Origin of the sequence: Pantanalinema rosaneae CENA516 (assembly GCF_050753385.1) — a bacterium.
Classification (GTDB): domain Bacteria; phylum Cyanobacteriota; class Cyanobacteriia; order Leptolyngbyales; family Leptolyngbyaceae; genus Pantanalinema; species Pantanalinema rosaneae.
Genome location: NZ_JBLZFZ010000004.1, coordinates 95,097 through 121,794 on the forward strand (window position 1 = coordinate 95,097; position 26,698 = coordinate 121,794).

General features: G+C 40.3%; 23 protein-coding genes and 1 pseudogene. All 24 read right to left on the minus strand.

Features of this window, described 5'->3' with window-relative positions; all coding sequences use genetic code 11:
* Positions 1-56: 56 nt before the first annotated feature.
* The 24 genes and pseudogenes from ACN4EK_RS03445 to gmd all read right to left on the minus strand — a co-directional run bounded on the left by ACN4EK_RS03445 (position 57) and on the right by gmd (position 26,657).
* Positions 57-1,094, minus strand: a complete 1,038-nt coding sequence (locus tag ACN4EK_RS03445) for an IS5 family transposase (RefSeq protein ID WP_431655305.1) — start codon at positions 1,092-1,094, stop codon at positions 57-59.
* A 118-nt stretch (positions 1,095-1,212) separates the two neighbouring features.
* Positions 1,213-1,833 (minus strand): annotated as a pseudogene (locus ACN4EK_RS03450) (IS4 family transposase); the annotation flags it as partial.
* Positions 1,834-1,963: 130 nt separating this feature from the next.
* The gene (locus ACN4EK_RS03455; protein WP_431656079.1) at positions 1,964-3,259 is read right to left on the minus strand and encodes a glycosyltransferase family 4 protein; all 1,296 of its coding nucleotides are present in this window, start codon (positions 3,257-3,259) and stop codon (positions 1,964-1,966) included.
* The gene (locus ACN4EK_RS03460; protein WP_431656080.1) at positions 3,260-4,423 is read right to left on the minus strand and encodes a glycosyltransferase; all 1,164 of its coding nucleotides are present in this window, start codon (positions 4,421-4,423) and stop codon (positions 3,260-3,262) included. It lies immediately after the preceding gene.
* Positions 4,424-4,430: 7 nt separating this feature from the next.
* Positions 4,431-5,645, minus strand: a complete 1,215-nt coding sequence (locus tag ACN4EK_RS03465; RefSeq protein ID WP_431656081.1) for a polysaccharide pyruvyl transferase family protein — start codon at positions 5,643-5,645, stop codon at positions 4,431-4,433.
* A gap of 155 nt (positions 5,646-5,800) precedes the next feature.
* The gene (locus ACN4EK_RS03470; protein WP_431656082.1) at positions 5,801-6,958 is read right to left on the minus strand and encodes a glycosyltransferase; all 1,158 of its coding nucleotides are present in this window, start codon (positions 6,956-6,958) and stop codon (positions 5,801-5,803) included.
* A 126-nt stretch (positions 6,959-7,084) separates the two neighbouring features.
* Positions 7,085-8,401 (minus strand): glycosyltransferase family 4 protein, encoded by a 1,317-nt coding sequence (locus ACN4EK_RS03475; RefSeq protein WP_431656083.1) that lies wholly within the window; start codon positions 8,399-8,401, stop codon positions 7,085-7,087.
* Positions 8,402-8,514: 113 nt separating this feature from the next.
* Positions 8,515-9,753, minus strand: a complete 1,239-nt coding sequence (locus ACN4EK_RS03480) for a glycosyltransferase family 4 protein (protein WP_431656084.1) — start codon at positions 9,751-9,753, stop codon at positions 8,515-8,517.
* A gap of 113 nt (positions 9,754-9,866) precedes the next feature.
* Positions 9,867-10,880 (minus strand): polysaccharide pyruvyl transferase family protein, encoded by a 1,014-nt coding sequence (locus ACN4EK_RS03485; protein ID WP_431656085.1) that lies wholly within the window; start codon positions 10,878-10,880, stop codon positions 9,867-9,869.
* A gap of 109 nt (positions 10,881-10,989) precedes the next feature.
* Positions 10,990-11,910 carry a glycosyltransferase family 2 protein gene (locus tag ACN4EK_RS03490; RefSeq protein ID WP_431656086.1) on the minus strand — a complete coding sequence of 307 codons (921 nt, stop codon included), beginning with the start codon at positions 11,908-11,910 and terminating at the stop codon, positions 10,990-10,992.
* Positions 11,911-11,915: 5 nt separating this feature from the next.
* Complete coding sequence (locus tag ACN4EK_RS03495; protein WP_431656087.1) at positions 11,916-13,097, minus strand: hypothetical protein; 1,182 nt, start codon at positions 13,095-13,097, stop codon at positions 11,916-11,918.
* A 312-nt stretch (positions 13,098-13,409) separates the two neighbouring features.
* Positions 13,410-14,753: an O-antigen ligase family protein gene (locus tag ACN4EK_RS03500; RefSeq protein ID WP_431656088.1), complete on the minus strand. Its 1,344-nt coding sequence runs from the start codon at positions 14,751-14,753 to the stop codon at positions 13,410-13,412.
* A gap of 166 nt (positions 14,754-14,919) precedes the next feature.
* Positions 14,920-15,165 (minus strand): transposase, encoded by a 246-nt coding sequence (locus tag ACN4EK_RS03505; protein ID WP_431656089.1) that lies wholly within the window; start codon positions 15,163-15,165, stop codon positions 14,920-14,922.
* A gap of 17 nt (positions 15,166-15,182) precedes the next feature.
* The gene (locus tag ACN4EK_RS03510; protein ID WP_431656090.1) at positions 15,183-16,079 is read right to left on the minus strand and encodes a glycosyltransferase; all 897 of its coding nucleotides are present in this window, start codon (positions 16,077-16,079) and stop codon (positions 15,183-15,185) included.
* A 7-nt stretch (positions 16,080-16,086) separates the two neighbouring features.
* Entirely contained in the window at positions 16,087-16,635 is a 549-nt protein-coding gene (locus ACN4EK_RS03515) for an acyltransferase (RefSeq protein WP_431656091.1), read from the minus strand.
* 17 nt (positions 16,636-16,652) lie between these two features.
* Positions 16,653-17,585 (minus strand): NAD-dependent epimerase/dehydratase family protein, encoded by a 933-nt coding sequence (locus ACN4EK_RS03520; protein ID WP_431656092.1) that lies wholly within the window; start codon positions 17,583-17,585, stop codon positions 16,653-16,655.
* 295 nt (positions 17,586-17,880) lie between these two features.
* On the minus strand, positions 17,881-18,981 hold the full coding sequence (locus ACN4EK_RS03525) for a DegT/DnrJ/EryC1/StrS family aminotransferase (RefSeq protein WP_431656093.1): 1,101 nt from the start codon (positions 18,979-18,981) through the stop codon (positions 17,881-17,883).
* On the minus strand, positions 18,981-20,285 hold the full coding sequence (locus ACN4EK_RS03530; RefSeq protein ID WP_431656094.1) for an ABC transporter ATP-binding protein: 1,305 nt from the start codon (positions 20,283-20,285) through the stop codon (positions 18,981-18,983). Before ACN4EK_RS03530 ends, ACN4EK_RS03525 begins: the two co-directional genes overlap by 1 nt.
* 65 nt (positions 20,286-20,350) lie before the next feature.
* Positions 20,351-21,193, minus strand: a complete 843-nt coding sequence (locus ACN4EK_RS03535; RefSeq protein WP_431656095.1) for an ABC transporter permease — start codon at positions 21,191-21,193, stop codon at positions 20,351-20,353.
* Positions 21,194-21,782: 589 nt separating this feature from the next.
* Positions 21,783-22,697 (minus strand): cyanoexosortase C, encoded by a 915-nt coding sequence (gene crtC / locus ACN4EK_RS03540; RefSeq protein ID WP_431656096.1) that lies wholly within the window; start codon positions 22,695-22,697, stop codon positions 21,783-21,785.
* Positions 22,698-22,702: 5 nt separating this feature from the next.
* Positions 22,703-23,302 (minus strand): HpsJ-like protein, cyanoexosortase C-associated, encoded by a 600-nt coding sequence (gene hpsJ-C / locus ACN4EK_RS03545; RefSeq protein ID WP_431656097.1) that lies wholly within the window; start codon positions 23,300-23,302, stop codon positions 22,703-22,705.
* Between the two features lie 159 nt (positions 23,303-23,461).
* Entirely contained in the window at positions 23,462-24,145 is a 684-nt protein-coding gene (locus ACN4EK_RS03550; protein ID WP_431656098.1) for a PTPA-CTERM sorting domain-containing protein, read from the minus strand.
* Between the two features lie 452 nt (positions 24,146-24,597).
* A complete protein-coding gene (locus ACN4EK_RS03555) occupies positions 24,598-25,548 on the minus strand; it encodes a GDP-L-fucose synthase family protein (RefSeq protein WP_431656099.1) in 951 nt (316 codons plus the stop codon).
* Between the two features lie 29 nt (positions 25,549-25,577).
* The gene (gene gmd, locus ACN4EK_RS03560; protein ID WP_431656100.1) at positions 25,578-26,657 is read right to left on the minus strand and encodes a GDP-mannose 4,6-dehydratase; all 1,080 of its coding nucleotides are present in this window, start codon (positions 26,655-26,657) and stop codon (positions 25,578-25,580) included.
* Positions 26,658-26,698: the final 41 nt, after the last annotated feature.

A 26,698-nucleotide genomic window follows, 5' to 3' on the forward strand; every position in this document is an offset into this window, starting at 1 on the left:
CAAATCTGCTGTGGATTCTCCGCTCCACTTGCTGCCATGCCGGATGTTGGATAGATCTATCCGTCAGCTTCAACCGGGCGTGTTTGCCAGAAGACCAAACGCAGGAAGTTGTAAGTCAAATTCTTCAACCCTAACTGCACCTTAGCCCGCTCCAGTCCAATCGAGCGTACCAGTTTGCCACCCATTTGCATCACCCAAGCCCCAAAGACATGCTCGACCTTGGCCCGGGTTTGAGAGCGCTCTCGGTTGGCGGCTTTTTGTTCCTCGCTTAAGGGGCGATTGCGATAGGCGCGTTCATGGATGTGACTGATGAAGGTTAAGACCACGAGCAACCCTTCGAGGGCGACGGAACGATAGGCACTGTCCGCCCACACCTCATCGCCTTCATTGTCAGCATCGAGCACTGCCGTGAAGGCTTGACTATCGTGCACGGCGGCATCGGTCACGGCATAGCGACGAATAAAGCCATGGTTGGCATCAATACTCAGGTGATCCTTATAGCCGAAGTAACTCTTGCCGTTTTTCTTCGTCCAGGTCGCATCGCCATCTTTTTGTGCCCCCTGATGCGGATTCTCTTGCCATTGGGGTGGCCTTTTTCCAGCCTCCAGATGGGCTTTTTCATCCTGGTCAAAGTGCTGTTTTGGCACCGGGATCAAGGTCGCATCAATAATTTGCCCCCCTTGGGCTTGATAGCCTTGCGCGCTTAAGTATTCTCCAAAGGACTCAAACAACGGCTCTACTAATTGATGCGCTTGCAACTGCTGACGAAATAACCACACTGTGGTCGCATCCGGCACCGAATCTTCAATTCCTAACCCCAAAAATCGCATGAACGAGAGTCGGTCTTTGACTTGATATTCCAACGCTTCGTCACTGATGTTGTACAACTGCTGTAACACTAACAGCTTAAACATCAAAATCACATCCATAGGCTTGCGTCCAGCGTTGCTTTTGCGCGGTTTGTCATGGATCACGGCAAGTTGTGCCCGAAACGATTCCCACGGAATTAACCGGTCTAAATCTTCTAAAGTGCTTTTCTTGGCGGCTAATTCTTGCTGGCGCTGTTCTAAATCCCAGAACCCTTGTTGTCCCATTGCTGTCCTTGGATGGCCTGACTGCTGCTATCTTATCTCTCTGATCTCAGAATGAGACATCCTTTTTTCGATTTTTCGAGGTGCCCTATATTTATAAGTTCAGTTGGGTAGTGCCCTTCTAAGTACGGGACAAAAGTTGTAGAGATTGCAAAAAGTCGGACCCATTAGACGCAGATGGATTGAGCACCAAATGGCGCAAATAATCGAATCCTAAGCGAAACAAACTTTTGGCACGACGACCGTGTTTTTTCATCTCAATCGGCTGCCATTGATGCAACCATACGCCTGTTTTCATGGCCCAACATAAAGCTAAGGTCAACAAGGCGAACAACTTGCTCAACCGCTCGGCATCGGTGAAGTGAGTGGATTCCAGACAGAAACCCCGCGTTTTGAAAATGCCAAACAAGGTTTCAATCGACCAACGTTTGGCGTAATCTTGAACCAAATTCTGGGTGTGGACGGGCGCAATGACCACGAGTAACTCCCCATCCTCAAGTCGCAGGGCTTCCACAGCAACCGGATAACCCCAGACCCGGCAAGTGCCAGTGAGTCTTTGAGATTGACCGACTTGCAGATGGGCAAAGACGACCCGCGCCGCCAGGACCTTGCCATCGTGCTCAATCTGGTCGGTGTCCCGAATCCGTAAGCGAAAGGCTAAAGCCGGTTCGAGCAGGAGATAGCGCACCCAGGCTTGGCCAACGAACTCGCGATCCGCACACAAGCAGTTCACCTGTCTCGTGTCAACTACCTTCAGTTAAATTAAATTAATTTGAAAGATACTCAGAAACTAATCATAATAACGCTCAAATTGATTTAGCAAAGATGTAAAGAATGAGCAGAAAGCCTTTGGGTAGAGTAAAATCAGAAGCTTACAGACTAGTAGAACGTTTAGATTGAAACAGTATATCCTGATAAATTTTAGAAAAAAGTTTACTCTTTGTTTCCCAAGCAAAATATTCTCGCACTCGCTTTTGCCCTGCTTGCCCCATTTGAGTTTGCAAAGCTGGATTTGTAGCAAGTTGTACCATTGCCTCTGCTAATCCCTGAATTGCTTGCTCAGGTGTGTGAGCAGCAACTTTGATGCCTGTTTCTTGTGTAACTTGGTAAGCTGGACCACCTAAGTCGAGACAAATTACTGGCCGTTGGGCTGCCATAGTCTCAGCACACACTTGCCCACCCGAATCGTGAAGGCTGGGATGAACCAGAATATGACATTGCTCAATGATGGGTTTCAATTTGTCCCGCGAAATACTCCCCAAGAATTTGACTTGCTTAGAAATTTTTAGTTCCTTGGCTAATTGCTCAAGTCGCTGTCGTTCTGAACCATTGCCAATTATCCAGTACTCAGCATTCTCAATTCCTGCGGTAGCGAACGCCCGCAACCCTAAATGAATGCCTTTCCAATGTATTAAGCGACCAATACTCATAAACCTAACTATATGTTCAGAAATAATATGGCATTGCGCAAAGTAGGTAATTTCGTCAACTGATAGAGCTAGTTGAGAAACAAGTTGGAGCCGTTTGACCTGTAAAAGCCGTAACCGTTCGGCTGTCTCTTTCGTGGTTGCCAGAGCTAAAACGCTGCGTCGAGCAGTAAGCCGAGTAAATGGGTCATATTCGCCTAGCCGTTGTGCAATCAGGCGTAAGGCTTCATAAAGTTTGCCACGGAAACTAAAGTCTTTCCAGAATGCTATTGGAGCGGCTTCTCCACCTCCAACCGGTCCCCAAATAAAGGGCACAGGCAGTAGAGCAAGAAAACTGGGAGACCAATATTTGACATAAGTAGAATGCTGAATAATGTCAAAATTAACCTTTTGATGTAGAGTTCGACCTACAAAGTAAGCTTGAATTTGCCAGAGATAATAGTGGATCTGGACAGATCCTTGCGTGTTCTTCCAATCTTCACTCCATCCTAAAGGTTCAAAGTAAATGAAGTGCAAGTTTGGGACAGGATGACAAGCTAATTCAGTTTTGATCGCTGCACGAGAGAATGTTCGAGTTAACACCCAAACTTCGTGATATTGAGCGATCGCAAGAGCCATATTCCACCCAACCCCTTCCTCCGAACCTAATTCGGGCTCACAAGCATAGGCAGATAACAGGACTTTCATAACAGAATTGCTTTCTAAAAGATGTTGTGTATAAAGAAAATGAGCTATTAACACTTATAGGAGCATTATCAGACGGTAATACTCTTCAAGCGCATTCGCTGCAATTTTTTTCCAACTCAAATTGTTTAAAACGTAATGTCGCCCACAGAATCCCATTGCTTCCCACTCAGAACGCTTCTGGATGAGTTTAAGTAAACCACTTTTAATTGATTCTATATCTGGTTGAACCACGACACCACACTTACTAGCTAAAACGTGAGGAGCAATACCAGCACCTTCACTCACCAGTACTGGGCGACCGGCTAGCATTGCTTCAAGAGCTGATAAGCTAAAACCCTCAAACCGTGAGGGGACACAGAAGATGTCATAGTTGGCAATGATCTCGATGGGTGAGCTTGTGTATTCGGGGGGAAATACTTTTACTTTTTGGATAATCCCCAATCTGTCTGCATATGCTTCTAGATACTGTTTCTCATTTCCCCAGTCAGGACCTTGAAGCGTGAGCTCTACTTCTGTCAGTTCAGCAACCTGAGCAAAAGCATTCAACAGTAAATCGATGCCTTTATGGTAAGTATCCAGACGACTAAAAAAGAAAAGTTTAACTGGATCCTTAGTAGAGTAGTTCAGTTTCACTTCATTAATAGTATCAACATTTGTGAAACCATTAGGAACTTCAATTATAGAAGTCTGAATGTTCAATTGTTGTAACCACTGACTTTGTCGTCTGTCTAGTACCTGAATAGCTTTTGCTTTCTGCAACATTTGCTTCTCCAAAAGATACCAGTAGGGCCATTTAAGATGAGCATTCTTTTTAAAGATGGCAGGGTGGTAAACATCATGTGGTGCAACGATATAGGGAATAGAATGTTTTCGCAGGAGTTGAGAAAGAGACGCAAGACTACGGTGAAAAATTCCATTCAAGATAAATAAGCTATTCTGACGGTGCTCGACCAAAAAGGGTTCTAAGTCAGGTGACAAGGTAAAAGAGGCTGTTTTGTCAATCGTATCGGTTTTTCTACTTTTTGGGTTTTTAAAGCAGCGAATAGTATATCCACTTTCAGATTGGAATTCACTGTCCTGAATCCATTCACATAAAATAGTAACTTTAGCTCCACAAGCCACAATTCCTGCTGCTAAACCATGAACAGCTTTACGAGTACCTTCATGCAAGTCCTCGCCGTAAGGTGGAAAGTGCTTCAAATAAAAAAAGAGATCCATGATATCCTTATCGAGTAAGTAAAGCTTTAACCTGCTTACGGTTTCTCTCTATTTCAAATAAGTCTATTAATTCTTTTTGTTGATAAAGATGATACCCATTGAGTAGAGAAATGATTTGAGAAACTGCCTGCGGTTGCAATATATCTACGCTAAACTCCTTCAAGTTTATCGGTTCAAAGAACTGCTGGATCTTAGATCCAGGAGCCACTCCAACAACTGGTAAACCTTCCGAAATTGCTAAAATAGCTGAATGCAGCCTTGATGCAAGAACAAGATGGCTTGACCGAAATACTTCATATAAATCTTCCAAATTAGTTGGGGTAATCAACAGTTTTCTTGTGGTGTTTATTCGTGTAAACACTTGCTGTGCTGGTTTAATATCTTCTGTGGAACCAGTTGTAAAAATAGTAACATTTGAATCTATATTTTCCTGATTAAGATAAGCATTAACTAAATTAACTAGTTGGTCTTCATAGCTCTGTTGAAGGTTCTTTCGATGTTCTGATAATTTCATTACATTAACTGCTAAAGTTTGCTTACAATGGGAGATTTGCTTATAATCTACTAAATAGCTTTTAGTAGGATGGATTCTTAAAGCAAAATCACCAAATACCCCTACACGGGTAGAGAGTAAATCTGAAAGGCGATTTGCCGTTTTTTGATCTCTAGTAGCGACAAATTGACAAGACTGAACAAAGTCTTGAATAATTTTTCGTCCTTGAGGAGACCATTCTTCCTCTGCACTACAGCCCAAACAAAAGACAGGTAAATGAAGCTGTTTAGCAGCCCAACTAATTTCAGCGAGGGATTGGGGAAAGTGAAGATTCCAATCCGATAATAAAGCACCCCCTCCTACTAAGATTGCTTGAGCTTGACTTAATTGAGGCATGAGAAGCCGAATTCTTATCTGTTGACGAAATGCTCTAATGAACCGTTTCCAATATTTTTGAAAAGGATGGTGTACCCAGTTAGTAAGATTACTGTTGCTTATAAGGGGAGTATTAGCATCTGAGTAAAATTGGTATTTTCCTAACTTAGTTTGATCATTCTTGAGGATAGATGGATGATAAATAGGTGTTAATGAACCGAGCCCGTAAGTCTCTATAGCCCAACCTGTATCCCTAAAAAAATCAATAACACCTTCTAAAATAGCGCGATCTCCTAAATTAGTTGTATTCCATTCACCAAAGACTGCAATTTTTTGACAATTATTTTGAACCATATCTATTCAGTACTTTGCCTCCATTCTTTATCTGTAAAGTTTGATTTATAGGTATTGACTTGAAAAAGCCTTATATAAAAAATTTACAGTAGAAGATATAAGAATAAAGATTTGTATAAGTCTTCTTTAAAGATATTGTTAATGAGTTTAGTAATTCACTTTACTGCCATTAATTGAGAGATAACTTCTTCAAAAAAATCTTTTACTAGTACTGGTGTATGTTCAGCAATTAGTTGTTGGGATCTCTGTCCCATTTGATTGATCAACTTAGGCTGTTCTATCAATCGCTGCATCAACTCAGCCAGTTGTTTTGGTTCAAAAGGATCAAAGAGATAACCATTCTCTCCATGAATTACCATTTCAGAAGCTCCTGCTTGCTTAGAGCAGAGGATGGGCCTTCCAAAGGTCATTGCTTCCAAAACAACCATTCCCCATGCGTCTTCCAAGCTAGGGAAAACAAATATGTCCGTTTGTTTTAGGTATAAGCCTAAACAACCATAAGAACATCTTCCCATCCAGATAATTTTTTGCTCTAATCCTAGCTCTTTAGCTTGCTGCTGCCACATCTCTTGCTCAGAACTTTCCCCAATTATCAAAAAACTAAAATTGTGGTAACCCTGCTTCTGTAATAAAGAACAGGCTTGCAATAATTGGCAAAGCCCTTTTCGTTTTACAAGCTTGCCAATAAAGGTAAAAACAGTGTTGTTTAGTCTGGATGGAATTGTTCTATAAGCTGATAGCCCAGCTAGTAAACTTGTTTTATCTGGAACTAAATAGGAACGGTAAAATATTTTAGATTCACTAATCTTTAAATAATCCCGTAAGTATTGCTTAGCCCCTAGATTATTTGCAACAAAAGCATCGACGTATGGAGCGATAAGCTTTCGTGTAATAGAACGAACCTTTGAATCCTTTAGATCAGAGTTCGGTGTGCTGCCTTCATATAAAATAATGATTTTATATCCTAATATTGCTTTTAATCCAACAGCTAGTATAGACCATATGGAAAAGGCATTGGCAATAATGATATTAGGCTTGCTATCTAGAAGATATTTAACGATAGTTAAAGGTAAACACATTAAACCGGACTGATAACCATAGTGATCTGTTTTTTTCTTGAAGAATAAACGCTTTAGCTCTCCAACAATTTTTACTGCCTTGGCATAAGGAGCGGTAGGATCAAATTCTTTCCAAACACAGGTAGTATAAAAAGTAGTGTTAGGAAAAGCTTTGAGAAACTCACTCCAAATAGGTTGCCAATGAGCTCCAGATGCGGCTGATGGTATTAACCAAGCAATGCAATAATTTTTCATATCAAACCTTTTTGATTAGATTAGAAACGCAGATAGTTAATTTATGTTCCTGCCACTAAAATCTGGTGAAAAAAGGAAAAATTCTTAGGATTACTTGAATTTTTATCTCATTTCAAAAGAGGGAAATCATGTATTGAAAATAGAGTTTAATAAATTTTGAAAAATAATACTTGAAAATTTCTCAGGTGAATATTGTTGTGAAAAAGTGTGCATTTTACTAGGATTACAAAAGTTATCTAATGGCTCAGATAATAGACGGAGAAGAGCTTTTTCAAGCTCCTCTGGTGATGAGGAATTAATTGCTAAACCTAATTCATTTTGTCGTACTATTTCTCCCATTAGCCCATAGTCTGAGCTCAACACTGGCTTTGAGGTGGCAGCAGCTAAAAGTATAATTCCACTCATTCCAACATGTTTTTGATAAGGAGCAAGAATAACATCCGCTAACTGAAAGTATGCAGACATATCATTGTCAGGAATAAATTTAAATAACTTTATAATTTGTACATTAGAAAGCTTACAAGCTTTAGCTACTTGAGCTTCTATATGAACTTGTTCTGCTTGGATCTCTACTTGTCCAGCTAATATCAAACAGAGTTTTTGACAATATTCTTTTGGCAGCCTTTCAATAGCTTGTAAAAGTTGATAAACACCCTTTCGTTTATCAATTGCCCCAAACAACAAAAAGATACGTCGCCCAGTTTCGATCCCTAAAACTTTCTTAGTTTGCTCTATTTGGTAATCATTAATTTTTCTTAAGAATGGAATGGGATCAGGTAAATAAATAGATTTAGCTTGATTATCTAAATGAAAAATATACTTTATAACAAGTGGATCAAGGCAAAATAGCTTTTCCAGTTGCGGATGCATCAGTATTCTAGGAAGAATAATTTTTTCTCGCCAGTGTTGTATTGTTTCTTTACGAGTTGGTTGATAATTAGGGAGTTTAGTATAGTGGAATGTTGGTCTGAAATAGATACCTGAAATTCGGCATGGTAACTTTAGCCCAAGTGCTAATGGGGTTTGAAATGAATCAAAGTACATGACTAAGCAATGGGTCGTTCCTCTTAAGCGGACATATTTCCATAATAGTATCCATTCTTGTAGAGCTCGGAATGCTCGATTGATAGGAGATGTCCTTGGAACGAGAGACTTAGCTTCTTTAGGTGTAATGGTTACAATGTTAACAGTTTGCCTGTCAATATCTGAGTTAGATATTACACAATCAAAATGATTTTGTGAAACCTCAGGAGTTACAAGAATATCTATTTGTTCATTTAAGCTTTGTTCATGCCAATATTTTATTAAGTGTTGAATATAGATTGGATGATGGCCACCTGCATAAAGATCAAATAGCATTATCCTAGAATTGCTATGTGCGCTTTTATCCTCAGACTTGGTCTTTGATCTTCTAGTAATCAATGACTTTAAATAGCTTTGCATACAGTTATTTATACGTTTTCATGAATGATCGCTGAGTAATAATTTTATTTTGCTTTAAACTAGAACTTGTTAGTTTTATGTTTGAAACTCTTTGGAATCTCCTTTAAAGAAGTTTATTTCTTTAGAATCTTTTGAAATAAAGATTGATATTTTTTAGCTTGCATTTCCTGTGTAAATTCTCTTTCTACCTTTTGACGAGCATTCTTCCTAAGTATTTGATACTGATTACTTCCCTGCTGAAGTATCCACTTAATTCCTTGTGCTAAATCTTCTATTTCAAATGGTTTTGCTAAATAGCCATTCTTTTGGTGTTCGATCATGTCGGGCATACCACCAATATCAAAGGTTACACATGGTGTGCCACATGCTAACGCTTCCATTATGGTGTTTGGTAGATTATCCTGTACGGAAGGAGCAATAAACACGTCTGCAGAGGCATAGGCTAATGCTAAAGCAATGTCATCATTAAGTTTGTTCAAGTAATAACATTGAAAGCCTAAATCTTCATTGCTACTGCTAGCTGACGCACCAAATACTACTAGTACAATTTGGCTCTGGAGATCAGACTGGCGTAGAATCTTTAATGCTGCTTGCAGAAACTGGAATCCTTTCCGAGGATCGCTAGTTGCACTAGCGGATCCAAAGAGAACTAGTTTTTTGTCTAGTGGAAAATTGAGGAGATTTCGGGCAATTTGATAATTAATGGGACGATAAATTACTGGGTCAATCCCATTAGGAATAACCTCAATAGGAGTATTTCTAAAGAGAGAACTAGCACTGGCGCATTTAGCTAACCACCTACTAGGAGTAACAATTGTTAGGTTCAGATTTTTCCAAGCATTCTTCTTGCGCTGCCATACCAATCTTGATAGATCCCAATCTGTATGACTTTGAAGTTGTGGGCAGTTTCCACAAGATACTGTATAGTGATCGCAATTATAAATGTAGTGGCAGCCCCCTGTAAAAGCCCACATATCATGTAATGTCCAAACAATCGGTTGCTTAAATTTAGCTAGTGTTTCAATCTGGATATAACCCAATCCAATCCAGTGTAGGTTAATAATATCTGGCGCTAATTCCTGAATACTTGGTGCGATCGTATCAGGAAACCATTGTGGAGTGAACATTGAGCATACTCGCCTGGAATAAAAATGCGTTGGTGCTGCATCCAGATTAGCTGCTAATTTTGAAGCTAAAGTTTTGTGTTTAACTGTATTGATATCTATCCCTAGTTTGTCTCGAACTAGTAAGCGAGACTGAACACCTTTTAATAGTAATCCGTGGTGCAACCGATATGCTGCACGGGCAGCTCCACCATCTAAATCTGAGGCACTTACAAGTAGAGGTTTCATGTTTGATATAAAGTCTATAAAAAACAATAAAATATTAAGACTTTAGATGGAACTGAATTAGGTAAGCCTAAATCTTTAATCAACTAAATTTAGATTAAAACTTTTACTAATAGCTAATCTAGACTTCCTTCGCAACAAGAGAAGTTCAAGAATTGATTTTTCCATTTCTGGATATTATTTTCCGGAAGAAGAATCTTTGTTTTGTTGCACGAATTAATCCATTCTTCAATACCTTTGTAATCATTTCTCTGAATAACTGGTAGATTAGTATCTCTTGATATTTCAACTGCACGGTTATCTACAGCTAAAATTAAAGTTCGGCGCTTATTTTGCAGAGCACGGATGCCTGCATGCAAGCGCGTTCCAATATAGTCAATCTCATTCTTTAAAAGAAAATCATCTAGAGCTTCTAAACTTGGATATAAATAAATAACTTCATCTCCAGAAATTTCTTTCATATACTTATAATCGCCAGGTTGCTGTGTCCAAAAATAAATTTTTTCATATTCCTTTCTAAGTAGCTGAAAGAGCTCTAAATCAGCATCTTTATGTTGTTTATACTCTGTTAGAGTTAGAAGAACTGATTGTGCCCTTTTTGATGGGATTCCGATGCAATGTTTCTCATCTAATAACCACATAGTTGGACAACTGGTATTAATTACATTTTCAATACCCATTGATTTTAATTTTTTCTCTGTGTAGCTATCTCTAACTGAGTGAAGATATGATTGATTAAGAAGTTTTTTATAAAGAATACTGCTAAAAAGATCAACTTTCTCTTGATACTGCCACCAACCAACACCTAGAAGAATACTGTCTTTAACGTAAAATGCATCTGGAAGTCCAATTTCCCACTGTTTAAATCGCCTTGGATTTCCCATGCCAGACATCAAAAGATTAGTACCACCCACGAAGGTGAACAGACTTTGTGAAATCAAAGAATATGATTTTCTGGAAATTCTATCATGAGTTTGCAAAGATACGAATAGAGCATCTCTGAACACTTCTCTCAAAATTTTTCTGACAGCATCCATAATAATTAAATCTCCAAGATTTGAACTACATACTGAAGTGTCAAATATGGTAATCAATGGGACTGATGATTTTTTTGAATTAACTTGGTGCATATTAAAATAACCTATCTATTCAATCATTAAATCTAGTTGTTGGATAAAAAACTGAAATAAATTGCCTTTAAGTAAGACATTATGTTTAAAAATCGAAAAGTATGAGAACTTACTCTGGCATGTTTGATTCTAGCAATTTGGTGAGCTTATATAATATTTTTCTAAATACTTTTTTGTGGTTATACAAACTTCTAAAAAGATATCTATCATAGTCTCGATCAGCAATTAAAGTGTTGTTATGTTGAAGAGGAAATTTTAATGGGTTTACTTTCATTCTGGACAGATGAGAATTGCTATTAGTTGTATGTGTAGCATCCAATCCAAATCCTAAATTTGAAACTAAATTGATAGAGGGAACAATTGATAAACCTGATTGCGAAAGTCTTGCAAAGCTCCAAACATAGTCCCAAGTATCAATTTCTCTTTTTAATACACTATCAAACAGTTTTTCTCGGGCTTCAAACTGCTCTTTATCACATAGTAAATCTCGAATCAAATCTTTTGTATGTTGGTCGGTCCATAGATGCATACTATCGTCATAGTATTTCCAAGCTCTTCTCCAAGAAGCCCATCCCCAAATACCTCCGTAATAGGAGAAGTGATAGCTTTGAAGTTTTGACTTCCACTCACCTGCATAATTAGTTCCACTAATCATCATAATGCGCTCATCATCTCTGTATCTTTCTAGCAATTCCTGGCAGAACTGGAAGAAGCTTGGGTGGGGTAAACAATCATCCTCAAGAATGATGGCGTCTTCAACTTGATCAAAAACCCAACTTATGCCTGTAGCAAGTCGTAACCGGCATCCTAAATTTATTTCAGCATAGTTTTTTACTACTTCGCATGTCCAATCAACACTATCAATAATGGCGCGGGTAGTGGTGCATAAATCTACCTCCTCCGGCCTCTCAGGACGGGGTGCATCAGCAATAACGAATAACGTTTTAGGTTTTGCCTGACGGATACGCTCAAATACCTTCTTAGTTAAATCAGGTCGTTTGAAAATGATTAGAGCAACAGATATATTCATATGGATTATTTATTACTCATTTGGGAGGAAAATCGCAACCACTTTAGAATCATAGTGCTAGCGATTAAGGCAAGTAGTTTAGGGCTAGTTTGTACTGGAAGATAGCGATAACAGTATGCAGCCAGCCTAGAATCTTTTTCTTGATAAAGAATATCTTGCGCAAAGTTTGCCCATCTATCAGGAGGCATTAGATCTATAACCATACCTGCATGAGCAGAGGGTAGCAGCATATTAGAACCGTGGACACCAATAACTAAATTGCTTTCAGCATAGAATTGGCACAGCTCATATTCTGTTTGAATGTCAAACTGGTTAACCCTTTTGTCTATAATCCAGCTTGGAAAGTTAGTATGTGTACCTAAACCAGCGACACTTAGCTTTACATGCGGTATATGCCGACGAATATGTCGAAATAGACGTTTTATTTGCCAGTTCTGTAGCATTAAAGCCCAGAAGAGAAGCCCTAATCTGCTCAAAATTTTAGTTAGATTGGGAGAGCACCAGAGGCGATCTTCTCGCCAAATGAAAGTAACTTTAGTTTCCTTCTGTTGCCAAGTAAAATGAGAAACACCTGTGAAATTTGTAATGTTAAACTGATTGGGATGTGAAAAAGCTTCACTAATATAAACAGCTTGAAATCGATTTATTTCATTATTGATAGTTTGATTGAGACTCAAATAGTAGAGATTACCTTGACGCAAAGGAATATCTACTGTCCAAATTTCCGCGATTCCTTGAGGAACAAGCCATCGCATAAATGACTGAATAAGAACAACTAAGCCATAATCAGCATTATCTTCTAGATGTCGTTGAGCATTTAATAGCTTTAACAAACAGTGTCCATAAAGGTAGTCAATACAATTGAGGATAATCACACGATCTCGTTGCTGGAAAATCTCCCGGTTTAAGTTAACAACTTTCTGCTCCGGATTGATTAGATTAGCTAACAAAAGTTCTCGAGTCCAACAATTACCGAAAGCTACTTGCTTTACAAGATCTACTTGAGAAACTGCATTTTCAGCATGACCTATAGGAAGTTCCTCTATAATTTCTGCTCCACAGATTTGACAAGATAATCTAGTGCAAATGAACATACCTGCCCATAGTAATGAAGACGGCTTTAATACTACTTGGCAGTAGGGACAGGAAGACTGATGTTGAATCTGAGGGGAAACTTGAATAACCATGCACGAAGTAGTAGAAAAACAGTAAAGAAGTCCAAATTATTCTTTCTCGTCTACAAATAGCTATATCATTTTTAGAACTTATCTAACTTTTGATAAAAGAGCAATCTAAAATTTTACTATTTCAATCTTTTTGTATTGATTCTTTGCCACTTGCTGTCCCTATAAAATAGGGCATTTGAAGAGTGCTATTGAGTAGAATTGATTCTACAAAGCGTGTAAGGTGGAGCGAAGTGATGCACTCTTCACTTACAGCAGTAACTTTACTTAACTTAAAAAGTAAGCATCAAATGATATTAGCTAATGAAATTGTCTCTAGTGAGCCTTTGTTTTTAGAATAGAACTTGAATGCAATACAGTATTTCTTATTTCTATATCAATAGCTACAATGATTAAAATATAATAAAACCATCTGTAGTTTGGAGTGAATAGAAAATCTTGGCTAACGTTGCTTAATACTATAAACAGTAGAATAATTAAAGGCGCAATTGAATCAGGTTTTCTACCAACCTGTATATACCGAAGCAATAATATTACGCTTCTAATTAAAGAGGATCCAAATAACAGTAACCCCGTTAAACCTAAATCTAAACCAATTTGAATAAATCCATTATGTGCTCTTGGTGGAGTATAGCTAGCACTGCCAATTTCAATAGCTGGATTTTCTATCCCTCGCCAAGGTTGCCAGAAACCATAATAACCATATCCAGTTAGGCTATGTTGCGAAATTTTATGTATAAGTTGTGGCCAAAAATCAGTACGACCTGTTAAGGTTGAATCTTTACCAAATGATTCTGTTATAAAAGCAAAGTTTTGAGAAATGAATACAACTCCTAATATTGCAAATATTATAAAAGCAGGAGTTAAAACTAATTTCCATCGAAAACCAAATTTCCTTAACATAAGTAGAAAGAACATAAACATAACTAAATTTAGTAAAAGTAAGATTCCTGTTCCTGAGCCTGCTGCAAATGTTACTAAAAACATTAGTGATGCCATACTTAATGATAGCTTGCGCTTATAAGAGTAACTAATTGCTTGTAATATCCATAAAACTGTTCCTAGAGCTGTTAGTGTTCCTAGCCAGTTAGCAAAGGGCATGATTCCTTTTAACCCTTTCGGTTCAAAACCTATTGATGGAAATATTACTGCAACTATTAAGCCAATTCCGACAATCCATGCTTGACTCCACCGTAAGCCATAGTTTAGCTCTTGCCAGCTATATTGTTTAGCAATATGAGATCCTAAAGTTGTAAATCCAATAATGACTAAGCTACTTCGAAAAGTTAAGATGGGCGTCTCTGACCAAAAAGTGGATAGCATAGTGAATACTAATAAAATTATTAAAAATGGATCTCTAAATAGTAAAACTGAATTTTTTAAGAAATTCTTGAAATACCAATTCAAAGTAAGGAAGATCGCTATATAAACTGTGATCTGTAGTCCAGATGAGAGAGAAGTTTTGTCGAATCCAGTTAGAGTAGAAGGATGTATTTTAGAAAATGGAAAAAGATAAATGTCAATCATTGAAAATAGTAAAATAACAAGAAATATTTTTTTGAGGCTATACTTGTGTTCTTGTTTATTAGTATATCGGTAGGCAATCCAATAATATATTATTGCAATTACAAACGCTAATATAAAAATGATGAGATACATAGGAGGACAATTTATGCATTTCTAGTATTATAGAAATACAGTTGGGTAATAGGTAATTCAGGAAGTTAAGTGAGAAAATTTCTAATAAAGCACTGAGCAATTCTTTGCCTCGTTTTTTGGTATTGTGGATGAACTTAAAAAAACTCAAGTACAAGGGCAGCTTTGCCTAAGAAATATCACGATGAGGACGTAACCACGAGCACAGTAGCGACCAAAAGCCCTCCATTGTGTTGACATAGACTTCACGAAACCTATCCCAATCGTCATCGTGGGCATATTCCCCTGCGCTATAACATACTGTTTTGTGCTCATAGCCCCACTCAGGCAACGCATTGTAGATGCCATATTCATCGGTGTAAATTAGACTTCCTGCTGCAATCGTCGCTTTGACCAATTGAAATCTTTTTTGCATTAAAAATACTATGAACTTTAATGCAAAAAATGGCTTTTTCTCTGAATGCTTTTTTCTTCTAGCCACTGATAATTAAAAGCATGAACATCTTCTATTTGAGGAATAACTCTCTCCGGTCTAACTTGTTCCTTGAGTTTGTCTAAAAATTGAACTTTCTTAAGAAGATTTACTGTATCAACTTTTAATGTGAATATACGTTCCTGAACTCTTTTTATTGGCTGTTTAGATATACCATAAAACTTATCTAATCTATCCATATCTAGACGCATACGCTTCCATTGGCGACTATTACTTTGCAGATTGCCACAATGAACCCAACAAAGCCCCGTAAACCATGCTAAGTTAACATGCCTTGATGTAATCCGATATGTAAATTCACAGTCAACCCATAAGAAATTTGTGTTAAACAGCCCTGTAAGAGGAATAGAACTACGCCTTATCATAAGACCAAGACCAGAAAAATCAAATGCTCGAACTGTTTCTTTCCAGGCTTTGTAGCGATCTAAATACTGAGTAAACTCTTGAGGAGAAAGACATCCACCTCCACTAGCTCCTTGAGTACCGAGCACATCTATATCAGGATGAGCCAGCATAAACTGCTTACACTCTTGAATACCAGGATAGTAAAATACATCATCATCAGTAATGATCTTGATCAGTTCACCCCGCGCCATTAGTAAGCATTTGTTATAACCGTGAGCTTCTCCTTTATCAGGTTCAGAAATGAACTGATGGATTTTGCCCTGCTCATATAAGTCTTTTAGATAGTCAACTGTGCCATCTGTACTAGCTCCATCTGCAACCACAATCTCTTCGTCTGCTTGAACATTTTCTAATAACCGTTGCATTACCTCCCTCAGGTAAGGCAATTTATTGCGCGTTGTAATCACGTAGGAAAGCTTGATTTGACTCATAGTTATGTTAACGGTATCCAAGTTTCTTGGCATGTTCGATCATCTTGTCTTTAGAGCGAGCTTTGACGGGTTTTGCTGGAGTCCCAATATAGATTGTCCATGGCTCCGTAGTTTTAGTTACTAGTGAGCAAGCTCCCACAACACTGCCCTCTGCTAAAGTAACTCCTGGCATAATCACCACATTAGCTCCCACGTTTGCAAAGTCTTCGAAAACTACTGGTTCAACTACCAAGGTGTCTCGAAACTCATCAGGGATTCCAGGAGCTGTGACTAAACCTGCACCCAAAAACTCATCAGAGCCACAAATAATCTTGCCTCCTACCGAAATATTAGTAAAATTGCCCATTTTCAAAAGTCCATTGACTCCACCAATTACAGTGACATAGGGAGCAATGTGAATATAGTCTTCGAGTTGCGCTTGAGTTGTGATATAAAATCCACTATCAATTGCGATATGGCTACCAACACTAACCAGATGCGGACGCCTGATCTCTACATTAGAACTAATATAAACATCCTCGCCTACTGACCTAAGCAGAGACATGTCATATAGCATGATTCTTGATCCAAACTCTAATAAGGAAAAACAGATTCATAGTATCGAATCGTGGTTCCTATTCCCTCTAACAATGAGGTGAACTCAAAATCAGGAAATACTTTTCTAAATCGTCGATCGTCCATTACCTTCCTAGGCGCGCCATCTGGTTTTGTTTCATCCCATTTAATTTCTCCCTTATAATTAAAAGCAGACTTGATTACAGCCACCAATTCCCGTACAGTTAATCCAAATTCTTGAGCGATATTCAGTGGCTCTGCTAGACCAAGTCGATTAGGATCTTGAATGATCTCCAAGACAATACGACCAAAATCCTTGGCATACAACCATTCTCGAATCGCCGCTCCAGTACCCCAAACTTCAATCTCCTTCTGGTTCGTTTGTTGAGCTTTAACAAATTTGGAGATCAGGGCATTCAGAGCATGAGCCTTATTAGGATCAGTAGAATCAAATGGACCATACATGTTGGGCACGAGTAAGTTGATACTTCTAATTCCATGTTGCATTAGAAAACTTTCTCCTATTGCCCACATCAATCGGCGGGTAGCTCCATAAGCCAGTACAGAACGGTGCAAATGTCCATTCCACCAATCTTCCTCAGAAAACGTTTCTGTCTGGGCTGGATAGGCACAATTAGCAATGGGATTAATAATTATCGCCTCTGGACACACTTTAGCAACCGCCTCATACATCGATAGAACCATGCGTGAGTTATCCAGGATGACGTCTGCGGCCTGTTGCGTCACATAATTTAGGCTACCTACGTGTGCAGCACAATTAATGATGAAGTCGGGTTGAGTAGTTTCAAAAAAAGCCGTTGCCTGTGCTACATCTCGTAAATCAACTCCTTCCCGACGAGCAGTGGGAATATACACTACTCCATTTTCAGTCAGCACCTCTGCCACACTTCTGCCAACAAACCCTGTATGCCCTAGAAGTACAACCGTCATAATCTTCCTTAAAAAAGGTTTTGTTTGAATGTAATTTAGGCTATATAACTGCCATAACAGAAAACAATGATTAAGCTTTTATAGACAACTGGAAAGAAGCTAAAAATTACTACTCATGCAGCGCCAGAACTAGGGAGAATCCGCTCAATTTAGATGTACACCATAGCTTTAACCGCAGGCTAGTGAAATTTCTAAGGAACCGATAAAACAGAACATACTGTTTCAAATAACCTCTTACCAAGATCATTGTAATAGTGCTCAAACTATTAAGGGTTAGTACGTGATGCTACTTAACTTACCAACCACTTTTAATCGCCTCAATAACCTGGGCTATGTCTTCTTCCTTCAGCCCATCATGAATTGGAATATGAACCTGGGTTTCATCAAATCGAGCTTGATGTACTAAATTAGGTCGCTTGCCTCCAAAAACAGAGTTTCGATCGATTCGCTGATGTACAACAGAAGCAGTAACACCTCGATCGCGAAGTGCCAAGATGAAATCATCTCGTCTTTCCACATGCATACCATAAAGCCAGTAGGCGCTCTGGCGATCGACTTGATATTCAAACAATCGAATTCCTGATATTTGACCCAATGCCTCTGAATATCGTTTGGCAATCTGGCGTCGTTTTTCTAACCGATCCTGGAATCCCTGTAAATTTGCCAGACCTAAAGCTGCTGCATAATTATTTAAGTGATATTTGTAGCCCACCTCCGTGATATCGTATTGCCGCTCTCCCAAAAATGAAAGTTGAGAATTAGCTCGATCTATTCCAAACCAGCGACTAGCCAAAACTCGGGCTACCAAATCATGATTTAAGCAACAGACTGCTCCTCCATCCCCTGTAGTAAGATGCTTAATTGCCTGAAACGAAAAGCAGGTAAAGTCGGAAATTGCACCAATTACCTGGTTTTTATAGGTCGCTCCTAGAGCATGAGCAGCATCCTCGATCACTACCAGCTGATGCTGTTGAGCAATAGCATGAATAACATCCAGATCACAGGGATAGCCTCCCCAGTGAACAGTCATGATGGCCTTAGTTTTATCAGTAATCTTGCTAGCAATTGATTGCGGGCAAATATTACCTGTTTCATACTGAATATCTGCGAAAACAGGAATTGCCTGAACATACAAAATTGCTAGTGCAGAGGCTACAAAGGTCTGGGTAGGGCAAATTACCTCATCTCCAGGTTTCACTCCTGCAAGGAGCAACGCTAAGTGTAGAGCACTGGTGCCACTATGAACGGCAACAGGATTAATGAGTCCAAGTTGAATGGACAGAGCCTCTTCAAACTCTTTGACCTGCTTCCCTTCACTCAGTAAGGTTGAATCCAATACTGAATAGACTTTTTCGACAGCAGATGGATGAATATAGGTATGAAAGATCGGTATCATCACAAAGTTGCCAATTCATCAATACGCTTCCAACTGCATTCCAGGGCTGGCCATAACGCTGCATCTTCTCGCACAGAGGTCATCGCTCCACGAGCAATACAATGCTCATCCATTGGATCAGTCACCGAAAAATGAATGACATTTAGATGGTAGTCATAACAAATTCTTGGACTACCACAATCCAACGCCACATGTAGAACATAGTGATTGGAATTAAGTAAGTTGGCTGGTATTTTAAATCGACTAATGTATCTGCCAGGTCGTTTTTTCTGACTGCCGTCAAAATCTGAGGGTGCATCAGAAGCAATCATAACAGTTATCCCTTGACTATTCACCAACATAAAGTTAGGCATTACAGCTACACCAGCACAGTTAACCCACACAATTTCGATAAAAATTGCTTCATAAGTCAGGAAATTTGTCTGGATTTCATTCAATCCATTGAACAAATTAACTTCAGTAATGTAAGCATCTTTGTGCGATCTGGGCTGGTGAGTAATAAAGGTTCCCCCTTGATGGTTAGAGGAGGAAAACAGATACTTTTCTACAGCACAATTTACATCGGAAATACCTTCGGTATAGCCTCTTTCCAAAAAGATTGCTTTGGTAGCAAGAGCTTTAATTGTAGTCATTTGATGGGACACGAGTAAAACGGTTCTACCATCATCGTTGACATCTTTCATTTTCTGCAGGCACTTCTTTTGAAACTGGGCATCCCCCACTGCCAGTACCTCATCTACAATCAGGATCTCTGGCTCTAAATTGGCAGCAACAGCAAAGGCCAGACGCACATACATACCTGAAGAGTAACGTTTGACTGGTGTGTCCAAAAACTTTTCCACCTCTGCAAACGTGACAATCTCATCAAACTTACGTTTGATTTCCTCTCGACTCATACCTAAAATGGCACCATTCAGATAAATGTTTTCCCTTCCTGTTAGCTCTGGGTGAAAGCCTGTACCGACCTCTAGCAAACTAGCTACTCGCCCTTTGATCTTGATTCGACCTTGAGTAGGATCTGTAATTCGGCTAAGGACTTTAAGGAGAGTGGATTTTCCGGCTCCATTACGACCAATAATCCCTATTCGATCGCCCTGCTGAATTTCAAATGACACATCCTTTAGTGCCCAAAACTCTTCCTTGCTGGGGTTCTCAATTTTATTCTTAATCGAGAATCGTTTGCCTACAGACTTAATGCTGCCAACCATCACATCTCGTAGAGTTTTATATTTACGCCCCTCCTGCTGATGGTTAAGGACATATTTCTTGCTCAAATTCTCAACCCGAATGACCGTGTCAGACATGCTTATCCTATTGTTTACTGCTGACTGCTGTGAAGTTAAAACTATTACCAATTAATCTTCGGGAGTTAAATCACATCCGCAAATGTCCGCTCCATGCGGCGGAAATACCAAATTCCACTAATTAGGATTAACCCTACTAGGGTCAGAGACAATAAGAATCCTGGCAAATAAATCTGTGAATCGCCACCCAATATTGCCCAGCGAAACCCATCTATTACCCCTACCATCGGATTCAAAGAGTAAAGCAATCGCCATTGCTGCGGTACAATGCTGCTGCTAAATCCAACTGGTGAGATATACAGCCCAAACTGGACAATAAACGGCACAATGTAGCGAAAATCTCGATATTCTACATTCAGTGCTGCCAGCCACAGCCCTGCCCCCATTGCTGCTGCAAAAGCAATTAGAATAAACAATGGCAATGTTAGAATTCGCCAATCTGGGACAAAGTTATACCATGCCATTAGCCCCAGAAGAATCATACCCGAAATTAGAAAATCCACGAAACTTACAATTACTGAGCTGGTTGGTACAATTAACCGAGGGAAATAAACTTTAGAAATCAAATTGGAATTAGCAATTAAACTATTACTGCACTCTGACAAAGCGTTAGAGAAAAACTGCCAGGGTAACATAGCCGCAAATACTAGAATGGGATAGGGAGCACCTTGAGAAGGTAACTTTGCTAATGTACCAAATACTACCGTGAACACCACCATTGTCAGAAATGGACGAATGAGTGCCCAAGCAATACCGATCGCGGTTTGCTTATAACGTACTAGAATGTCTCGCCAAGCCAGGAAATAAAATAACTCCCGATACTTCCATAAATCCTGCCAATATTGGCGCTCTGTTCGTCCTGCTTCAATAACGAGATGCTGCCGTATTCCAGCCATTTGATGGTTCATTACGCTGTTACTTTTGTTTCTATAGTCATCCCATACAACAAGAACGTAATCACGTTCTAAAGTTATGTGATTAATAACTCAGGCTCCAAAGACCTGACCGTCTTGAGCATCTTGACATTTCAGGCATTTGCAGTCACTCCGTCGTGTTCCAATATCATCTTATGCTTGTCACTATTTTTGCCATACTAATCCCGTAATTGAACCTCCTGGTTAACAAAGTCATTTCAAGGCTAAGGATCGCAGATTAAATAAGACCAATTGTTCTCTGAATAGACAAACGGCTGTTCACCCGTACAAGAAAATATCAAAATTATTTAATTCCCGTTCCTAAGGAGGTTACGATGAAGGAACTGAGATCTAAACGACCATCAAAGCTCACTTCTGACAGAATTATATATTCTATTGATTGTTTAACCTTAACAGAGCCAAACCTATTACTGTAAGTAACAGCAAGCTTAGTTCTAAATAGTTTGATTTCAGGGCTTAACTTGAACTACTCACTTACTACGCAGGCTGCTCCTTATATCAGGGAGAAACACAAAAACTCTTCTGCAACTTATGTTGACTTTAAGTGGCGTTCATCTAGGCTTCATATTGGAACTTTTTTAGTGGAACGATTCACTATCCACATAATGGCATAGTAGTAGACAGTAAACAGTACCCCTGCAAACATTTGCCCGCCCCAAGGCCCGTGCCAAAACTTAAATGATACTTCTCCCCAATAAACAGAAGCGATCGCTAGCAGCATGATACGCGGCACATTGAAGAGCAGTGATAAAACAATCCCTACCACAATAAAGCCAATAATCTTGAGCCAGCTTTGCTTGAGAAAAAGTCCCATAATTAAACCAGCCGCTGCCATCGTAAAAGCCATATTAAAGCCATTGCAACCCCAATCCACTTTCACTGCACCAGCCGGTAGCGAAACAACATTCTCAATCACCGTGGCTGGTTGTCCGATCGCTCTCAGGGCATGAACTCCAGCATTCGCCATTAAATTCTCAAGTAGGTTCGGAGGTGTGAAAGTTTGCCACAGAATACGTGCCATCACCCCAGGCTTAGGATACACACTTAACGCAATCAGCAGAATTGGCAGTGGGTATTTTCGAAAGAAGCTGACTCCCCAAGAACTACAAGCAATCCCAGCCAGGACTAATAACCAGATTAAAGCTTGCGGCCAGATCACAGATCGACAAAAAGGAAACAGGATCACCCCACTCAGGATGAGAATATGCCCCAACAGTTGGTCTTCTTCCGCCGCCGTAGTCTGGGCTAATGCTTGCCGCTGCTTCCACAACTCGTGAAATCCCAGAAACACAACCGCCAGAATGAGCGGTAATCCTGCCGATCCTTGCGATGCGCTAACGGTTAGACCGCCGAGCCAAACAGGGAGATAACTCAGTCCTACTAGTAACCCACATAATACAAAGCGCCCATGAGTTGTTTTTAGGTGAGTTTGCAGGAATTGCCGGGCTACCTGACTCACCTTCTTTTGCCACTTCATTGTCACTAATTTCTACGTGGACGCAGACCATAACGACCTAAACTAATCAAAGCAATCCCAATCACCACCAAATTCCCTGTAATTGCGATCGCAGTTTTCATGATGCCAGCCTTAGCATTTTGCTTTAGAGCCGTCACTCGTGCATCCACTTGTTGAGACGCTTGTTGTAACTGCTCCGGTGTAATACTGGGTGCAACTTTGGGATCATTTTTGGCATTTTGAATTTGGGTTTGTACCTGCTCAGCTTGGTTCGTAATGTTTTTAGCCGCTAGATCATTTAAGGTCAAGCCATCATAAATTACTAGCACACAGGAAAGCAGATATATGACACCAATCACTAGCAATACCATGCCAAGCTGCTTACGTAATGCCCGTACTTCTAAGCTGCCATAGAGGGTTAATGCTGCCCCAAATAGTAAAACAATACTGCGATCGCTTATCTGTTGCAGAAACCCTGTGCGCCACTCTGGATTACCCAGAGCAGGGGGTAAAGCCAGGATCAGCATATCAATTACAAAGCCAGCTAAACAGGCAAAACCGACGATTCTAATCAGGGATTTTGTATTGTAGCTAGTAGAAACCTGTGAAGAAGATAGAGATGCCATAGATTAAGTCGGTAGTTTGTGAATAGGAACAATAACTAATGGAAGGTCAGGATATTAATCTGATCAGTTCGCACCAAGGAAAATTCTTTAAATTATTCTGAGATAAAGGTGTGAGATCCGGATAAAAAGCTATCAAATCATCACACCTTCATACATGAATTAAACGTTGATTGCAGCCTCCTCAATTGCTTCTGTCTTGCGCTTACGCATTACACCTAGTCCTAGACCAATCAGACCAGGTAGCAGAGCCGGAGTAGGAACAGGATAAGCGGCGATTGTACCTGAGTAACTTGTTGTTATAGCTTGGTTGATTTGCTCCGCTGTCAGAACAAACTGTGTAGTAAAGACACCAGATCCCAGAAATTCGCCATCCGCAAAAAACTTTCCACTGATATCGGAGTCATAGACGTAGCGCGTAAAGCCACCTGGTAAGGATCTAATGCTGGCAGATCCTAAAACAAATTTTGTGAGGTTAAATGTCAGATCTTTGCCCTCTACTTTTAAGCCTGTTAACCAATTTGGAAACGGACCAGCTTCACCACCAACCAAGTTGATGACCTTAGGAGCAACCTTTCCCGTACCAGTAACCTGATTCTTCTCGGGAGTATCAAAAGCCAGCGTCGTACTTGCTAAATCAACAGCGAAATTGAGACCAGGTGATAAAGAATTAGAATCTTCAAATGTAAGTTTGGTTGGGTTGCCAACAGTATCAAACGTGACTGCACCAGTAAAGTTTAGAACCCCTGTTAACTTTGCAGCCTGAGCAGGTGTTGTAGATAGAATCGTGTTTGAAGCAACAGTTGCCGCTACAACCATTCCTACATGGAAAGTTTTCAACGTCATAAATTAAGCCTACCTAAGTGTACTTTTTGTTCAGTTTGAGTTGACTTTACAAAACCTGATAGGCTACCGAACTGTAGAAGTGTGTGAAAGAGTTGCTAAGCTGATGGTTGATCTGAAGAACGCCAGTTAGTGGCATCATTCACCTACCTCTGTCCAGGCAAGCTAGACAATTGATTCGGTAGCCCGGCAGTGCACTATTGGTAGATGAACTAAACCCTGAAAACTTGTGTGGAGAGTTTTCTAATCAGCTAATTGATCATGCCAAGCTCCACTCCTTTGAATTTTAAGTAGTCCTACTGAAACCGACCAGATCAGCAGCAGAGATTTACTAAACTTTTACAGGGTTATCTGCTTTTTAAACTTTCCAGAGAAAATAGCTTTAACACTCTAGAACATCCTCTTAGATGTGAAGTAATAGTGTAGGAACATCTGACGATCGCTCGGGATTGCTCTTAAGCAGCCTGTTGGGCATACCACGCGATCGTATTCTGCAATCCCTGCCGGAAGCTTACTTGAGCCGTAAATCCAAAAGCCGCTTGCGCCCGTTCTATATCCAGACAACGGCGCGGTTGACCATTTGGTTTATCTGTCTCCCAAATCACTTCTCCCTCAAACTCCATCAGTTCACAAATCAGTCGCACTAAATCCCGAATCGAAATTTCCTCCCCAGTACCCAGATTCACAGGGTCTGGATGACTGTAGAACTGAGCCGCCATCACAATCCCTCGCGCGGCATCTGTAGAGTAGAGAAACTCCCGTGTCGGACTGCCATCACCCCATACAGGCAGTAGTTGATCTCCCCGTTGCTTCGCCTCATAAACCTTGCGAATCAGAGCCGGGATCACATGGGAACTGCGGGGCTCAAAATTATCCTCCGGCCCATACAGATTCACGGGTAATAAATAAATTCCATCAAATCCATACTGCTGCCGATAGGCTTGCAACTGCACTAACAACGCTTTTTTCGCGATGCCATAGGGTGCATTTGTTTCCTCAGGATAACCATTCCACAGATCATCTTCCTGAAATGGCACTGGAGTGAATTTGGGATAAGCGCAAATCGTGCCTACACAGACGAACTTTTGCACTCCAGCCGTATGGGCAGCATGAATCAACTGAGTTCCCATCATTAAGTTGTCATAGAACAACTCAGCCGGTTTTTCTCGATTCAAGCCAATCCCACCGACATGAGCCGCTAAATGAATCACCACATCCTGCTGATCAACTGCCCGTTGACAAGACTCTAGTTGGCGCAGATCACAATCCCGCGATCGAGTCACCGTCACCTTATCTAAAGTGGCTCCAGCCGCCACTAGTTGCTGAATCACCTGTTTACCCAGGAAACCAGCCCCCCCTGTCACCAAAATGCGTTTACCGGACAGGTCAAATTGAGGAGTGTTCATTCACACCATTCCTTACAATACGCCATTGTTTAAGCCAGAGAACTACCAACCGACTGCCGCACCGTGGCTAAATCTTGCACAATCTGGATTTCATGCCCATTCAATGGCACTAGCCCCAATGCCTTCAGATCGGCTTCCACCATCAAATGCACTAACTGTTCAAACGTCACCGATGGTTCCCAGCCCAGCTTCGCCTTCGCCTTCGCCGGATCTCCAATCAACAGTTCTACCTCCGCAGGACGCAAATAGCGTTCATCAAACTCCACATACTTTTGCCAATCCAGATTGACATAACCAAAGGCAATATCTAGAAACTCCTTCACGGAATGGGTTTCTCCCGTGGCTACTACATAATCATCCGGCTCTTCCTGTTGCAACATCAACCACATCGCCTGCACATAATCCTTGGCATAACCCCAATCGCGTTTAGCATCTAAATTGCCCATATACAGTTTTTGCTGCTGTCCGGCAACAATTCGCGCCAATGCCCGAGTAATTTTGCGAGTCACAAAGGTTTCACCTCGCCGGGGCGACTCATGATTAAACAGAATTCCATTACAAGCAAACAGATTGTAAGATTCTCGATAATTCACCGTTTGCCAATGGGCATAGACCTTCGCACAGGCATAGGGACTGCGAGGATAAAACGGAGTCGTTTCTGTTTGGGGAATTTCCTGCACCTTACCAAACATTTCCGACGAACCCGCCTGATAGAAGCGCACTTGCTCTCCAGTCCGCTGCTGATAGTCCCGAATTGCCTCCAATAGCCGCAATGTCCCCGTACCGACAGAATCCACGGTATATTCTGGTGAATCGAAACTCACCCGCACATGCGATTGGGCTCCCAAATTATAAATTTCCGTGGGTTGCACCTCTTCCAGGACCCGTCTTAACGTTGTGCCATCGGTCAAATCGCCATAATGCAAAAATAACCGCGCCCCAGGAGTATGGGAGTCCACATAGATATGATCAATGCGATCGGTATTAAACGTAGAGGTACGGCGAATGATGCCATGAATTTCGTAGCCCTTTTCCAGCAAAAACTCGCTCAGGTAAGAACCATCCTGGCCAGTAATTCCTGTAATCAGTGCCCGCTTGCAATTCGTCATGAATTTCTACCTTGATTGTGAAATAAATCAACTCACTAGAG